General features: G+C 49.7%; 5 protein-coding genes. All 5 read right to left on the reverse strand.

The genetic code is table 11. The annotated features are described in order from the left end of the window. Window positions 1-2: 2 nt before the first annotated feature. A complete protein-coding gene (locus NSS66_RS05435; protein WP_340958540.1) occupies window positions 3-2,027 on the reverse strand; it encodes a non-ribosomal peptide synthetase in 2,025 nt (674 codons plus the stop codon). A 5-nt stretch (window positions 2,028-2,032) separates the two neighbouring features. Next, the gene (locus tag NSS66_RS05440) at window positions 2,033-3,244 is read right to left on the reverse strand and encodes a pyridoxal phosphate-dependent aminotransferase (protein WP_023987397.1); all 1,212 of its coding nucleotides are present in this window, start codon (window positions 3,242-3,244) and stop codon (window positions 2,033-2,035) included. A 31-nt stretch (window positions 3,245-3,275) separates the two neighbouring features. Continuing rightward, window positions 3,276-8,195: a condensation domain-containing protein gene (locus NSS66_RS05445; protein WP_340958541.1), complete on the reverse strand. Its 4,920-nt coding sequence runs from the start codon at window positions 8,193-8,195 to the stop codon at window positions 3,276-3,278. Next, the gene (locus NSS66_RS05450; RefSeq protein WP_340958542.1) at window positions 8,192-15,814 is read right to left on the reverse strand and encodes an amino acid adenylation domain-containing protein; all 7,623 of its coding nucleotides are present in this window, start codon (window positions 15,812-15,814) and stop codon (window positions 8,192-8,194) included. Before NSS66_RS05450 ends, NSS66_RS05445 begins: the two co-directional genes overlap by 4 nt. A gap of 83 nt (window positions 15,815-15,897) precedes the next feature. Beyond that, window positions 15,898-17,046: an archaeosine biosynthesis radical SAM protein RaSEA gene (locus NSS66_RS05455; RefSeq protein ID WP_340858935.1), complete on the reverse strand. Its 1,149-nt coding sequence runs from the start codon at window positions 17,044-17,046 to the stop codon at window positions 15,898-15,900. Between the last annotated feature and the right edge of the window lies 1 nt (window position 17,047).

Consider the following 17,047-nt stretch of genomic DNA (forward strand, 5'->3'; position numbering starts at 1 on the left):
TGTTATCCCTCCTTCAGATGGTCCAGCGCCCGTATAGACTCGCTTACATCCAGTGAGCCATCTTCAATTTGATCCAGCAGGCTCATAAGATCCTGATCCAGCTGTTCGTCATCCTTGGACTGATTTTCAAAGTGATTCATATACGCTGCAATCGTAGGATAGGAAAACAGCTCGGCTACTGTTGCCTCACTGCCCAGTGCGTGCTTCATCTTTCGATGAAGCCGAACAATCGAGATGGAATTGCCGCCGATTTCAAAAAAGCTGTCATGGATGCCGACGTCCTCCGGGCTTATATTTAAAATTCCGGCCCAGATTTTCGTCAGCATATGCTCTCTTTCATTGCGAGGCGCCACATATGCGGTTGAACGGTGAACTCGGTCCTCCGGCTGTGGCAGATTTTTGCGATCAATCTTCCCGTTCGGAGTTAACGGCATCTCCAGCAGTTCCATGAAAAATCCCGGAATCATATACTCAGGTAATATTTCACGCAGGTGTGTTGTCAGATCATCCACTTCGAGCCCTTTTTCCAGCGAAGTAAAATAACATAAGAGATTGGTTACACCAAACTCATCCGTTTGGGCAATCACAGCTGTTTCCTTGATCCCTGGAAAAACGGATACAGCCCGTTCCACTTCTTTGAGTTCTACGCGATACCCCCGCACCTGTACCTGATCATCCTTGCGGCCGCTATACTCCAGAATGCCATCCGGCCGTAACATGCCCAAATCACCTGTACGATATAGCCTTTCTCCTGTTTTGGGATGCTGGGTAAAAGCCTTGGCAGTTGCTTCTGCCTTATTCCAGTACCCCTCCGTCAGACCAATCCCGCCGATGCATATTTCGCCTTTGACCTCAAAGGGGCACAATTGCCCCTCCTTGTCCAAAATATAAACATGCGTGTTCGCAAGGGGCCTTCCCAACGGAATGCTCAATTCTCCCTCTGCCGGAGATGCGTCAATCAGGTAACAGGTTGCATAAATAGCCGACTCGGTCATACCGTAAATGTTGGCAATCTTGGCTTGCTGGAATGTGCTGTACCAGTCCCGCACCCCATTGACGAGCAAGGCTTCGCCTCCATTGAATACCCATTTAAGTTCCGGTAGCGGATGATCCGTCTCTTCGGTCGGAACCGCATCCAGAAAGAGACTCATCTGGGCCGGAACGAACTGGGTAATGGTAATCTTGTCATCCCGGAGCTGTTCATATAGCCGTTGAGGATCTTTGACCGTATCCGAGCTGAATATAGACAGCTTGGCTCCGTATATCAGAGGCCAGAAGAATTCCCATACCGAATCGGTAAAACTGGCAGAAGTCTTCTGCGCAATCACATCTTCTGCGGTCAAACAAAAGGTGTCCTGCAACCAAAAGAGCGTATTCAGCACAGCTTTATGCGTCATCATGACTCCTTTGGGATCTCCCGTAGAGCCTGAGGTGTAAATCAAATACGCAAGATCATTTTCACCGGCAGGACAGGCCCATGAGCCCTGCTCCTGGCGCTCCCAATCCGACCGCTGATACACCTTCAGATGATCTGCTCGCATCTTCGTTTCGTCAAGACAAACAACCGTCGTCATGCTTTCCGGCAAATCTCCCAGCATCGTTTGCAGCTTGGCAGACTCGGTGATCAGCACACCGCAAGCACTGTCGCGCAGCATATATTGAATCCGCTTTTTCGGGTAGTCCGGGTCAATAGGCACGTAAGCTGCACCTGCTTTTAATACGCCGAAAACAGCCACTAAAAGCTCAATTCCCCGTTCCGCTACCACTGCTACCCGCTGGTTAGGCCGCACACCTGCTGCGTGCAGCAGGCGGGCCATTCGGTTCGCTTGTTCCTCCAATTGGGCATACGTAATGGAGGAGCCGTATTCATAAATAGCGGTTTGCTGTGGTGTGATTGCGACCTGACGGGCAAACAAATCAGGAATCGTAACATGATCCTCATAAAGCTTTGCAGTCTGATTCATCTCCGCAATGACGCGTTCCTCTTCTGCCGATAGAATTTCAAATGCATCAAAATCCAGATCCATAGGGTCTACTCCCGAACCGGAATTGCAGCAGATACAGCCGATTGACCTACCAAGCTGTTTGTGAAAAAGTCCACTAAGCGATCTATGCCTTCGTTGTATCGCGTTGTAGAGTAGGACAGGCGCAGCATTTTCGGCAATCCAAAATCAGAACCTGGCACAGTCGCCACTTGTTTGGCTCTCATAATTTGTTCAGCCAGCTCCAAACTCGTTTCGATGCCGTGCTCGTCCATGTACTTTTCACAATCGAGTGTGAAGTAAAAGCTACCTTGTGCAGGGATAGCACGTACGAGCGGAACCTCATTGAATCGCTCCACCGTATAATCCCGTCTTGCTTTATACAGGCTGACCAGCTGCTCAATCTCTTCGGGATGTGCCAATGCTTCCAATGCGCCAAATTGCACGACAGGGTCGGCTGTCAGCAATGTGTGATGCTGTATGACCGTGAGCGGTGTGACTAGCTCGTCAGGAACGATGCAGTAGCCCACGCGCCGACTGTACATCCGGTACCCTTTGGAGAAAGCATTCGTTGTAATAAAGGCTGATTTGGTATCCGTCAGCTCCAGTACCGAAGTGCTTCGTTCATCAAAGCAAACATTGGCATAAATCTCATCATTAATGACCACTGCCTGACCGTTGATAATTTCATCAATGGCATACAGCTCGTCTTTCGTTAAGATGTTCCCTAGCGGATTACCAGGCGAATTAATGACTACAATTCTAGTTTTATCCGTGAAATTTTCCTTAAAGGAATCCAGATCCAGTGCTAGCGTCTCCAAATTGATATCATAGTAGCGAACATTCGCCCCTACCAATTGGGCGCAAAAATGATACAGAGAATAGTACGGACGCGGTAAAAGAACCTCATCCCCCTCTTTTGCCAGCAAATAAAACAGATTTCGGAACAAGGCGCTGGTGCCTACATTAATCAGGATATTGTTAGGGTTAATGTCCAGATCATATGTTTTCTTGTATTCCTCCGCGAGTGCTTCCTTTAATTCCGGCAAACCCGGCGGAAATACAAGCGAGCTTTTTTCAAAGGTGTCCAACGCATCCTTCATCGACTGAATGATATCCTCATGCAAAGGTAGCTCGGATTTTCCCAAGGTCATTCGAATGACCTCTTTGGAGCCGTTTTTCTCAAATTCATAAGCCATTTGATCCAGAACGAACATTAAAAACCGATTGTCATAAAATTCAATAGATGATCTTAATTCCATTTGTAATTGCCTCCTTTGAATGAACCGCACGTTAATGGGATACCTTAGACAGGTTGGACACACTACTAGCAATGGTCTTGATTATTTTGTGATACCTTTCCAGCATAGAGTGGACATAGGAAGATTCCAGCAAAGCGGTATTCCACCTCAGGGAACAGGTCAGTCCGGTTGTTGATTTCACGACTGACAGTTGCAGTGCTGCTGGCTCTGAGGGGTATACACGCAATCCCACTTCCCCTCCCTCGGGTAAAGATCTCGTTCCATCCTCTGTGCAAAAGACGACGTTATAACGTGATGAACCCTCCCTCCCGCTCTTCAACTCATTAGGGTCCAGCAGCAAATGAAACGGATATAAAACAGCTTGAAGCGCAGCTTGATGTTTGTCCTTCACTTTTTCTAGCAAAGGATTAAACGACGAAAGCCCCTCCATCGAAACTCTGACTGGCACAGGATGCTGGATACATAAAGGTACTCCGCTGCCCTGAACTGGATGTCCTTCGGGATGCATGACATAGATCAAAAGCTCCTCCGCATGCGTTAATTGCCGCAGCAGCAGGAAATAACAGGCGAATAGAACGTCCGTAACAGAACCTTCATGACTGGAGGCAAAAGCTTTTAGAGCTTCAGTCTCCTCTGTGGCGAGAGGCACTTCAATAGAAGTCCACTCGGGTGTTACAAAAGCTTCTTCCCCGCGTTTGAACGGCAATCCGATCGGAGGAAGCGGCTTTTGCAGTGCCTCAGTCCAATACGCCTTTTGAGGCTCCAAATATCCTTCCTGCAGCAACCGTTGTTGCCAATAAGTAAAATCAATCTGCGAGATGGACTGAAATATGTGGTCTGTATCCACTGCCGAATCCGTAACAGCAGCGGAATAGCGAATAAACAGTTGTTCCAGCCAACCTTTCAGATCGAGGCACTCCGTTAGTAATGGATGAACAGCGACGATCAATTGGCATCGTTCGTTGCTGTCACAACCCAAGCGTATCCGGTACAGCGGACCTTGTCGTAACTCGAACGGGTTTTGATACTCCACAGCCACACGGTGTTCCGCCCAAGAAGCTGCATCCCCCTCTAGTACATCTGTGAATTTGTAATCCAACGGAAGATACGCCTGCACCTGCTGAGTCGGCCCAGCTGTCTCTTCCCTGAAGGTTGTTCTGAGCGTGCTGTGTTCGGCTTGCAGTTCTTCCAGCACTCTGACAAATAACGTCTGATCCACCTTGCCTTTCCACGCTGCATGAACGATCACATGAGGAGCTGATCCTCGATGTCGCCATATCTGCTTTTGATAAAAAGACAAAGGGTGCTGCTCAGCCTCCGGTGCCGGGCAAATCGCAGGAAGCGCAAAAGTAGAGTCCTTTCCCTGCCGTTTCTGTTTCATCTTCTCCGCTTCCTCAGGTGAAAAAATCCGGTACTCCGCTAAAGCTTGCTCAGGCTGGTCCACAATCTGGTCGATCAGGCTGAGCAAATGTCCTGCCAGCGCAGTGATCGTCTGTTCGTGAAACAAACGGGAGTAATACTCAAAGGTACATTTCAGTTCCCCTTGCATTCCCTGAAAAATGTCGAGCTTTAAATCCATGGTTGAACTGTGCTTGGCCCAGTCCACCATGTTTAGCGTTAAATCTCCCATCGTAAATTGGGTTTTCTGCATCCCCTGATTATGTAAAATAAGCATGGTGTCAAAAATAGGGTTGCGTGAAAGATCGCGCTTCTGATCCAGATGCTCCACCATTTTTTCAAATGGATAATCCTGATGATCATACGCGGCTATGGTGCGATGAGCCACCTCCTTTAAGAAGTCCGTAAAGCGCCGCTCACCCGCTGGAGTATTACGAATAGGCAAGTAGTTGGTAAAAAGTCCTATCGTATGCTCTACACCCGCATAACGTCTGCCAGCAATGAGGGAGCCTACAATGATATCCCCCTGCCCGATGTATTGATAAAGCAGCACATTGTATATAGCAAGAAGCGTCATATACAGCGTAGCGCCATGCTCCTGTCCCATCGCTCGCAAGCGTTCAGCGACCACTTTGTCAATCGTGAACGAGTACACCCCCCCTTCAAAAGTCATCACAGGCGGCCGGGGATAGTCACTGGGCATTTTAAGAACAGGCAATCCTGACTCCAGTCCTTCCGTTAACGTCCTCAGCCAAAATTGCTCCTGTTGCAGCATCTGCTCACTTTGCAGAAAAGCATTTTGCCATACCGCATAGTCCTTATATTGGATACGCAGCGGCGGCAGGTTCTGCCCGGCATAAAGACTGGTAAATTCCCGAATGAGGATCTCCATGGAAACGCCATCCGAAACAATATGATGCATATCAAACATCAGCAAATACTTGTCCTCTTCCTCACATTCCTCCGTTAATCGCAGCAAGCGCACCCGAAGTAAAGGAGCCTCTCCCAGAGAAAACGGCTGGATAAATTCCTCCATCAGCTTTTGCACATCTGCTCCCTTTGGAGCCACACCCAGCGATATAGCAAGCTCAGCCTGCGGAAGAACACTTTGCACAATTTCATCCTCCGCAACATCAAACACCGTCCGAAAGGATTCATGGCGACGAATGATCGCAGCAAAAGCAGCTTTAAAGCGTTCCACATCCAAGCGTCCCGTGATCGTAGCCGCTCCGGGCATGTTGTAACTCAAATTGCCTTCTGCCAGCTGCTTCAAAATAAACTGACGGCGCTGCGCATTGGATACGGGATAAAATGCTTGTGGAGACACAGGTTCAATGGACGGGTAATCCGATTTTTTTTCGCCTGAAATAAGCTTGGCCTGCTCACGAATGCAGGGATGTCCAAACAAATCAACCAATGTAATTCGTGTATGGAATACCTGGCTTATGGCAGTAATCAGATCTGTTGCCAGCAGAGAATCCCCGCCTAGTTCGAAGAAATCCGCATCCACAGACAGTTCGTCAATCCCTAAAATTCGGCCCCAGATACGTGCCAGCCTGTCTTCTGTTTCCGTCGGAACATATCCGTCGCCAAAGGAAACGCGTGCTTCGCTATAAGCTGACACCTGTTCATCGCGGTTGCTGCTTCTACGTTGGATCGGCGGCTCCACCCAATATCGTTGCTTCTCCCAAGCGTATGCAGGCAAGGGTACTTTGACACACCCACCTACCGGATAATCCTCCGCCCAGCGCCTGTTCTCCCCGGCAACATATCGCCGGCTAATCATCCGGGCATCATCTGTATCCAGCGCCATTTCTGCCAGGGACTCGCTGCAAATGGTGCAGAAAATCCCCTGCTGCTCCAGTCCTGTTCCATCCTGACGAACCAAAGCATCGTAAGCCTGTTTGAGCTTTGTCCAAAGACTGCGTCGATCCGTGACCGGAATCGCCAGCCGATAAGCATGATGCCCTCTGCCCGTATTCAGGACGTAACAGATATTTTCCAAAGGCGGAATATCGTCACTCTCCAAAAAATCAATATATCGGGCAGTCAATCTTCGCAGTGAATTCTCACTGTATGCCGAAAGGGTAAATACACGTTCCCCACCGCAGGGTAGATCGGAGGACGAAGAAAGGGAGGGCCTGCTTCCCTGATAATCCTCCAGCACCACATGACAATTTGTACCGCTTAACCCCCATGAACTGATACCCGCCCTCAGTGGTATTCCGTCCTCACTTCGCCATTCGGTTAGCTTCGTATGGATATAGACCGGAGAGCTATGCAGGTTCATCAACGGATTCGGATAAGCAAAATGCAGGGTGGGCGGAAGCTGCTTATGCTGTAAAGCCATGATCATTTTGATTAATCCTGCCATGCCTGAAGCGGAATCAAGATGACCGATATTGCTTTTAACCGAGCCGATTCCGCAAAATTGTCTGTTTTGCGTATACCTGCGAAAGGCATTCGTAATCCCCTTAATTTCAATCGGATCTCCAATTTTGGTCCCCGTTCCATGGGCCTCGATGTAAGAGATCGTCGAAGGGTCAATGCCCGCACGCTTCCACGCCTCTACAATCACTTCTTCCTGAGCTCGGGCATTCGGGGAGGCCAATCCGTTGGAGGCACCGTCCTGATTGATGGCACTTGCTTTAATCACAGAGTAAATATAATCGTGATCCCTCTCGGCTTGCTCCAGTGGCTTGATCAGAACAACACCACAACCTTCGCCCCATCCCGTACCGTCGGCATCCGCGTCGAAGCTGCGTGATTGTCCTTGCGGAGAAGTAATCCCCAGCCCGCCCGGCTCCATCCTGGTGGGTAACGCACCAATGGCTACCCCACCCACCAAAGCCATGCTGCAATCTCCAGCGCGTAATCCCTCACATGCAAGATGCAAGGCAACCAGGGAAGACGAGCAGGCGGTGGCTACACTCAATGCAGGACCGGACAGATTCAGCGCATAAGCGAGACGGCTTGCGATAACTGGCGGGAAATTCCCGACAAAGGCGGTGGACGACTCGCTTTCGATCAGCTCCTTGTATCGCGCTTCACTATAGCCGACATATACCCCCACTCGTGAGCCACGAATGCGTTCCCCGCCATACCCTGCGTCCTCAATGGCCTCATAACCGGTTTCCATGAACATACGCTGCTGCGGGTCCATGTATTTGGCTTCACCCGGAAGAATATTAAAAAATGCCGCGTCAAACGTATCAACTTCCTCCAAATAGCCTGCCGGCATATATGGCCCTTGATTCTGTTCATCCAAAAAGGGACGAATCTGCTCCAAACGTGAGCTTGGAAACGTTCGTATCCCATTCAAACCGTTGACCAGATTACTCCAATATTGTTCCTTGTTATCTGCTTGCGGGAACCGTCCGGCTACGCCGATGATGGCTATATCCCTGTTGCGGTTTATTCCATCGTGGGCTGCGGACGATGAAGCAGTTTTGAGCCGAACCTGATATTGCTTGATCAGAGAATACGCATGCTCTTCGGATAATTCCTGTTTGGCTACAAGCTGCAAAATGGCTTCAACAAACGTATCCCTCATATGCTTTCATATCCTTTCATAGCTTCATCCACTGAAATAGCGTCCTCCTTTACACGCTTGATCAGGCTTCGTAAATCCTCGTCCGCTTCGTCCGCCCCGGAAACTTCAACCTGTAAGTGCGGTGCTACGTCCGTCACTTCTCTTGTGCTGGCGGCATGCCTGTTTTCCATAAACTGAGCCAGCTGCGCAACTGTACCGTACGAGAACAAATCCCCGGCCTCCACTTCGGGATCAACCCGTTCATTCAGAAGACTCAGCACTTTCAAAATAAGCAAGGAATCCCCGCCGATTTCAAAAAAATGTTGACCTACATCAATTTCCTCGTATCCCAGCACCTCTGCCCATATTTGAGCGATCTGCTGTTCCAGCTCTGTGTAAGGCTCTGTTGTTTTCCCTTTCAGACTGACCTTCACATCTGTCACCAAACGGTTAGGCTCGACAGATGGCAGAGCTCCTGCTTCCTTGGTGGATTTAGCTACAGCTCGGCGTCGACTCGTCAACATATCCGTCGCCAGCTGAATTTTCATCATCGGCGCCCATTCACGCAGCTTCTGTGTATCAAACTTGCCGATGGCCACCTGATCCAGCGGATAAGACAAGCTCATGCGGAAAGCAGCCAGCGCATCTGATACAGGCATATAGTCCATGCACCCTGGTCCAGTGAGTCCCTCCCACGCATACCAGTTGATCGCAAGCGTCGTTTGCCCCTGCATGTTACGCTGTGCGCTGAAGGCATCCATAAACGCATTGGCAGCCGCATAATCTCCACCGCCAGCTCCGCCCCATAGCGAGGCTACCGAGGAGTACAGAACAAAGAAATCTGTCTCTTGCTCCGCCAGAAGCTTATCCAATACCAGCGTTCCGTGAATTTTGGGGCGAAGCACCTTGCCAAAATCGTCCAAATTCTGAATCTCCAGCGGACGGCTGGTGTCGCCGCTAGCTGCCGCACAATGAACCACTCCCTTAACGGGGCCATAACGAGCTTGTACATCGTCAAAAATGTGTTGCATCTGCCTATAATCCGCCACATCTCCCGCGTAATAATGCACCTGTGAGCCGTGTTTTTCCATGTCTGCAAAGGCCGAAAGCTTACGGTAAATTGCGGCATCAGCCTTCCTTTGCACCGGATCATTTATGATGTGTGACCATTGCGATTTTTCCGGCAGCTCCGTTCGGTTCAGGATGACTAGATGGATCGGAGCTTGCTTTGATAAATACCGGCTAACCTCCAGTCCTAATCCCCCTGCGCCTCCAGTCACGATATACACGGCACCCGGACGAACGGTGATGGAACGCCGGGGTATAATACCCGGATGATTCCGATTATCTGAAGTGCTTACCGTATCCGATTCGAGACGAGACATACCTTGGATGTAACGCTCCTGACGGATGACAACGAATGAATCCGTTTTGTTTTCTTGCAGCTCGGTCATGATCAGATCCGCCACTTGCTCGTTGGTGTGGTGGAGCGTTTCGACATCCAGTCCGAAGCATTGCAGTTGTGGATGCTCCTGAGAAATAACTTTGACCAAACCGTGAATCGCCGCTTTTTCAGGTGATACTTGTTGCTCGTCCGATATCCGCTGGGTAAAGTTCGAAACCACCCGCAAGTCCAGCGTTTCATGCAGACCCTGATGCAGTAATGCTTTAGTCAGAAAATAAAGACTATAGACACCTGACTCCAAACCTGCATCCACTGTTTCAATGTTCACTTGGGTTGACGGGGTGGCTGTGCAGGTCCAGAGATGAACGATACCGTTCAAGCGCTGATTACGTTGTCCCAGTTCATTCATGAGTTGAACATAATCTGCTTCTACCCCCGGCTGGATGGTGTACTGATGATCGCTCCTTTTTTCAAACCTTTGCCCAGCCTCTACAGTCACCACATGATGACCGGAGTGCGTCAAGCGTTGCACCAGTTCCTCACCAATCCCCAGCTTGTCTTGGAAAATTAACCAGTTTCCTTGAGCTAGCACGCCTTCTCTTGTCTTCTTCAGTTCTTTTTTAATCCACCGAACACGGTACATTAAATCTTCAACCCTGCTCACTTGTTCTTGCTCGCTCATTCGACCGATAATCAGCGCGGTTTCAGCCTCGGCACGGTTTGGCAAATGCATAGGAAAGGTTCGTACCTCCGTGAATCGCTCCTCCTTCAACAACTGCCCCCATGTTTCCGTCGGAACCAGCGGAGAATCCTTTCGTATGTCCTGATCCTCGAACAGCCACCATCCCTCCGTCATCCCCCAGACGAGATTTTCCGCAGGCTCGTTCTGCACTTTTTCGATCATAAACAGTACTCCACCGGGAGCAAGCACCTTTTTCAACTGGGACAAGGACGTTCGCAAACGGCTCGTGGCATGAACTACATTCAGGCCAATAATGATATCAAACTGTTCTGGCGCAAAGCCTTGTGCCAAAGGATCTTCTTCAATATTAAAAGTCTGATATCGAACAAACGGGTAAGCTGAAAACTGCTTCTGTGCTTCCAAAATGATGCCCCGGCCCAAATCGGTGTAGCAATACTCGACTTGACGATCTGCTATGGCTGGGAAAAGGACCTTGCCCACCGTTCCCGAGCCAGCCCCGACTTCCAGAATGCGGAGCCGTTTTCCCGCTTGCGCTAAAATATGCTGCTTTAATGCGTCCAGCGCCATCGTCTCACACAGATCGCCCAGCGTACGTCCCTGATTGGCAAAGCCCGCCAGGAATTGCGGTGTACCATCGGGAAACAGCACACTCAGGGGTGACCTTTTCCCGGTCAGCACAGCCGGATAGGCGTCCAGACAATACTTCAACACCTTGAATGTTCCCGCAAATGCCGGATATTGTTCCACGTATTGGTTACATAAGGCTGACAGATCGGGAGCTGACCCTTCAAGGGTTAGCGTGATATTATCACCGTCAATGCAGATGTAGCCCTGTTCTTCTACGAAACGCAGCATGAACCGAAATAGACGCTGATATGTGGAAGTAATCCCTATCGTATGCAACATTTCTGGCTCTTTATATACTTTTCCGGGTTCCGTGAGCGTCCCCCATTGTCTGAATAATCCGATAATAAGCTGGGCCGCAAATTCATCAACCGCCTTTTTATAGCCCTGTTCTACCGCAAAGCCGCTCTCTTCCAATAACCGTTCACCAAATTGGAAAACCGCCTCGGTAGCCTGCCAGAAATCAGGAGATTCCTCCTGCGTGTCAGGGGTCAATTCCGCACTGTTTCGTACATGCGGTGGTTGCTGAACTTTGGGTTCAACCCAGTAGCGCTTCTCTTCAAACGGGTAGCCTGGAAGAGGGACTCGCACCCGGTTTTGCCCGTGATAATAGTCCTCCCATTTCAGATCCCTTCCTTGCATATACGCCTTTGCCATATGCTCCAGCGATTCCGCAGGCTGTACCCTATACGGCTCAGGGCTGTTCCCTGTTTTTGCTGTCGTATTTACGTATATTCGTTCGCGATCCGGTAATGCCGAAGCTGCATCATGATCGCTCTGCTCCACGAACAGCATGAGCTTACGCCGTAATTCTTCCTGCGAGCCGACGACAGTAGCCAAACGGCAGGTGTCGTTTCCACGGCTGATATTGGTACAGTAACAAATGTCTGCCAAAGCTTCGTTGGTATTTCCCAGATAAGCTGCAAACCTGTCGGCATAAGCGTAGAGCGCTTGTTCAGTCCGAGCTGACAAGGTGAATACATATTCCTCGCCCAGAGAAGGAACTTCTCTTTGGATCGCATATTCCTCCAGCACAACATGGCAGTTCGTTCCGCTCAAGCCAAAGGAGCTTACCCCTGCACGACGAATTCCGCAGTCTGGCGTCCATTCCTGAAGTGACCGAGCAACATAAACCGGAGAATTTGCAAAATCAATATGTGGGTTAGGCACTTTAAAATGAAGGGATGCCGGAATCTGACGCTTGCTGATGGCCAGCACTGCTTTTATAAACCCGGCAATCCCTGCCGCTGAATCCAGATGCCCGATATTGCTTTTGACGGAGCCTACCGCACAGAACTGCTTACGATCTGTATACCGTCCAAAAGCCCGTGTAATGCCCTCCATTTCAATAGGATCACCTAGCTTGGTGCCTGTTCCGTGCGTTTCGATATAAGAAACCGTCTGCGGATCAATCTCCGCACGCTTCCAGGCCTCTTCAATCACTTCAGCCTGCGCTGCCGCATTGGGAGCTGTGATCCCGTTGGAGCGACCATCCGAGTTAGCTGCGCTTCCTTTGATTACTGCGTAAATATAATCACCATCAGCCACCGCCTGCTCCAGTGACTTCAGTACAACAGCGCCAACCCCTTCGCCACCGCCTGTACCATCTGCCGATGCGTCGTACGCCTTCGTCTTTCCATCAGGTGAGGCGATTCCCATATTGAAGAGATTTTCATCCACCATCGACAGATACAGATTGACACCACCAGCTACAGCCATTTCACAACCGCCGGACGTTATCTCCTGTACCGCATGATGCACGGCGATGAGTGAAGAGGAACAGGCTGTATCAACAACCTCCGCCGGGCCTGTCCAATTGAAGGCATAAGCAATCCGTCCGGCAATCACAGCCTGCAAATTCCCCGGAATTGCGGAAGGCTCTACCTGTGGCATAAGGTCCACATATTGCGGTGTGCCTGTCCCTACGAACACTCCTGTCTTCGAGCCATACACCTCTTTTTCCGAGTATCCCGCATTCACCATCGCTTCCCATACAACCTGCAACAGTAGACGCTGCTGCGGGTCCATCATCCGTGCTTCATTAGGGGATATTTGAAAAAACGATGCATCAAAGCCATCAATTCGATCCAGATATGCCCCTTGCGGCAACGATCTTGACTGCCCGACTACATCATCTGAACTCTGAGCAATATCCTGTAACCGATGGGCCGGAATGTCGCGGACGGCATCCACCTCGCGACACAGGTTGTCCCAGAAGTCATCGCAATTGTCCGCCATAGGGAAACGGCAAGCCATGCCAATCACAGCAACATCACCGTTTCGCCCCTTGCTTCCAAGCTCAGGTCTGTGGGTATGTAGTCGTTTTGTTTCCGTTTTGCGAAGGGCTTCGGTAGGTTGCTCTACACCGCCGAACTGAATGATTTTAGCCTGCATGGCGATCGTATGATGTGTAAAGAGCTGCGGAATCGTCAGCTGAACTTTCAGCAGATGGTGGATTCTGCTTTGCAGTCGCACGATAGACAACGAATTTCCACCTGCTTCAAAAAAACTTTCCTCCACACTAACGACAGGTACGACCAGCAGCTTCTTCCAGATCTCCGCCAGCTGTTCTTCCAGCTCATTACGTGGTGCCACATATGCACGGGTTTCGGTAATTACAATCTGGTGCAGAGGCAACGCTTTTTTATCCACCTTGCCGTTCACTGTGACGGGCATGGACTCCAAGCAGACGATATGAGTCGGGACCATATAGCCCGGTACATGCTGCTTCAAGTACGACTGGACATCGCTCGTTCCGACCGGAGATTCTTGCCTGGCTCCCGATTTTTTCAAGGTATAAAAGGCAGCAAGATCCTCGGTTCGTTCCTCTGATCCATGCGGAATGACCACGGCTTCTTTGATGGACGGATGACTTCTGAGAACAGATTCAATCTCCCCCAGCTCCACACGCATCCCCCGGATCTTAACCTGATCATCGGACCTGCCGACAAACTCCAGATTGCCGTCGGGCAACCATTTCACCAGATCGCCTGTTTTATACATCCGTTCTGATTCGGTCCCAAACGGATTCGGCACAAAGCGTTCTGCCGTCAAGCGTGGATTGTATAAGTATCCGCGCGCCAGTCCAGCGCCAGCGATGAACAGCTCACCAGTAGCTCCGAAGGGCAGCAAGTGCTGCTGTGGATCCAGAACATATACCTGATAATTCAGCAGAGGCTTACCTATAGGTAATGTTGCTCGCTGCTCTACAGGCAGACATTCATACAGAGTTGTATTAATAGCCGCTTCCGTCGGGCCGTAAATGTTGAGCAGCTTGTCTATGTTCAGCTTATCGCGTAATTGCTGTACCAGCTCGCCGCTGCAAACCTCACCTGCCACCATGATAAAGGCAAAGTGATGTTCGATATCTGTCACCTGTTCCAACAGCACTTCCATCAGTGAAGGTACGGTATTCAACACGTTAATCCGTTCCTTCCGCACCAGTCCCCAAAAGGCGCTTGGATCGATTTTGGCTTCTTTCGGAATCAGATACAGTGTCCCGCCTGTAGCTAACGGTAAAAAAATCTGCTGCACAGAGGGATCGAATGTGAACGGAGCCATCAAAACATGTCTCAACTGTTCATGGAACTCATAGCTGCGTTTCAGTCCAGCCAATTGATTGACAATATGACGATGCTCTATCACCACCCCTTTGGGCGCTCCCGTCGAGCCTGATGTGTATATGACATACGCTGTATGATCAGGTCTACCCTCAAACGGTAGATTGGACGGCTCCCCCGCATATAATGCAGGATTGGATAGATCGAGCACTGTTCCTTGAAAAGCATGGGTATCCACATGCTGTGGAGGTGAGATCAACAACTCCATCCGACTATCCGTTAAAAGCTGCTGTACCCGCTCTACTGGAAACGTCGGATCTATCGGACAATACGCCGCTCCAGCCTTTAATACCGCTAAGATGGCAATGATGACCTCCGTCGTCGGCTCAGCCATGATGCCCACGATATCATCCGATCCCACTCCGTGACGTTGTAAAGTACGGGCCAACTGATTTGCCTTCGCATTTAGCTCTCTATAGCTAATGCGATACCCTGCCTCGACCACAGCAGCTTGTTCAGGCGTTGTCATCACCTGTTCTTCGAACAATTGATGCAGCAAGGTCACACCCGGCAGCTCTACAGCCGTCTGATTTAATCCATGTACCAGAAGCTCTCGTTGCTGTGGAGCCAGCATATTTGCCGCATCATCCTCCAGAGAGACCGCCGATTTCTCAGGCCATTGAGCCAGAACATACAGCAAATTTGCAGCAAAGGATTGGACTAGGGACAACGAATACACCTCAGGCCGATAAACCAGTTGCAGCATTCGACCTTCTTCGTTTGGTACAAGCCTGATCATCAGATCGAACCGATCCAGGTCCTCAGTCACCGTTTGTAATCCCTCATCCACACATGCCAGTTGCCACAGTTCTTGCAGTTCTCTCCCGTGAAGAGATGTCCATTTGTTATAGAGAAGGGGCACAGAAACATCCTGATGATTCAGCGTTCGAGAAAACTCGGCCTTCATGTCTTCGTTAAGCTCACGCCAGGTTCGGCTTCCCTGAACCCGCGGCTTGAGAAAAAGTACATTTCCCCGCTTGGGTTCGGACTGTATAAGCGTCGTCGTGCCGATACAAATATCCTCTGACTGCGAATAGCGATAGACCAGCCCTGACAGCGCCGTCAGGAACAAAATAAAACGTCCCAATTCCGAGCCCTTCGACATTTGATCCAATTGACGAATCGTTTCCCTGGGAATAACCATTTCGAGCGTTTCCTTGCGAGCCTCCAGCTGATGGTTAGACTTGCTTCTGCTTGCAGGCAGTAACTCCCTCGGCAGGTCTTGAGACCATTTTTCCATCCAATATTCTTCAATGATCCGGCCTTTCAAATGTGTACTTTTGTCCATACACACTCCCCTCTCTGTCAACCGTTCCAGGCCTTCATGAGCTGACGAATCTACCATATCTTCCAGTTGATAATCTCAATGAATCACTTAATTAATTCACTATTCAAAATACTCAGTCTTTCCTCAAATGGAGGATGCACGTGATTCAGTCCCTTCTCCCATTCAGCCTTGCAGCTGCAATCCAGATGTTCCAGAACGCTCGGATCAAGAGTGTGATTATACTCCTTCAACGCCTCTATTACTCGATCACTGCAATGCGGACAATTGTAAGGCACCCCGACAGGGGAAGGGTAAAATTGGAACAAGCCGACGATGATCTTGCCCAAATGCGCCGTCCGTTTTACCACCTCAACGATGCTCCAGAGCCATGCCGGTTTATAGGCACCCTGGTCACTTAAATATTGCACCAGTGTATAATCCTGTACGGTACAGCTTTCCAGTGAAACGGTCGTCGTACCGAGCTCAAAAGCATGCTCAATCGTTTGCACGGCATGTTCGATAGCCTCTTGTTCCGTAATAAAGGGCGGCTTCAGCAACACATAGCTGCGTAAATTCAGCTCCTGGGTCACCAAGCGAGCGGCCTTATCAAATTGCTTTAAGGAAAAGCCTTTGTTTATGCATACATACCGCAAAAAGTCGTCAATCATTTCGAGCCCCATGGCGACTTCCACATGCTTATCCGGTAAAAGGCGCTTAATTTCCGCCATATTTTCTTTCGTTACAAATTCGGGTCTGGTTTCGATGACCAGCATTTTGATCTCAGGCTTTTCTCCAACCATGCGTATGATTTCCCACAGCGCTTCAGCCGGAACTTCATTGTCGTTGAGAATGGAGCCGTTATTATACAGATTGAGTAAAGGATATTTGCTAAAATCAATCCGCTTAAATTCCTCACTAAATTGCTCCAAATAATAATGGGCAGAGAGAGGGCCGTCTTTACGTGTTTGCTTGGCCAAATGACCGCACATGGTGCAGCCATTTCCGTTTTTCAAGGCCCACTCACATCCGTTAGACATTAAATACATGACTGCGCGTTGATAGTTTTTTCCCTGAAAGTTTTCCTCACGAATATCCGTTTCTGTCGCTACTTTGTCCAAATGATACTGTTCATCTGGAATTTTAGCGTGAATCTCCTTCATTAGATTGGCGATGAGTCGGTAATAGTGGGCGGTTTCTTTCGTGGTCATCCATTGATAGGAATCCATTTGTTCCCAAGCTTTCGGCTTCTTCATC

Source organism: Paenibacillus sp. FSL R10-2748 (genome assembly GCF_038005565.1).
GTDB lineage: Bacteria > Bacillota > Bacilli > Paenibacillales > Paenibacillaceae > Paenibacillus > Paenibacillus polymyxa_B.

Excerpts from the sequence above, each read along its gene's own strand:
- NSS66_RS05455 (WP_340858935.1), bottom strand. The coding sequence starts at position 17,046 with ATGAAGAAGCCGAAAGCTTGGGAACAAATGGATTCCTATCAATGGATG.
- NSS66_RS05440 (WP_023987397.1), bottom strand. The coding sequence starts at position 3,244 with ATGGAATTAAGATCATCTATTGAATTTTATGACAATCGGTTTTTAATG.
- NSS66_RS05450 (WP_340958542.1), bottom strand. The coding sequence starts at position 15,814 with ATGGACAAAAGTACACATTTGAAAGGCCGGATCATTGAAGAATATTGG.
- NSS66_RS05445 (WP_340958541.1), bottom strand. The coding sequence starts at position 8,195 with ATGAGGGATACGTTTGTTGAAGCCATTTTGCAGCTTGTAGCCAAACAG.
- NSS66_RS05435 (WP_340958540.1), bottom strand. The coding sequence starts at position 2,027 with ATGGATCTGGATTTTGATGCATTTGAAATTCTATCGGCAGAAGAGGAA.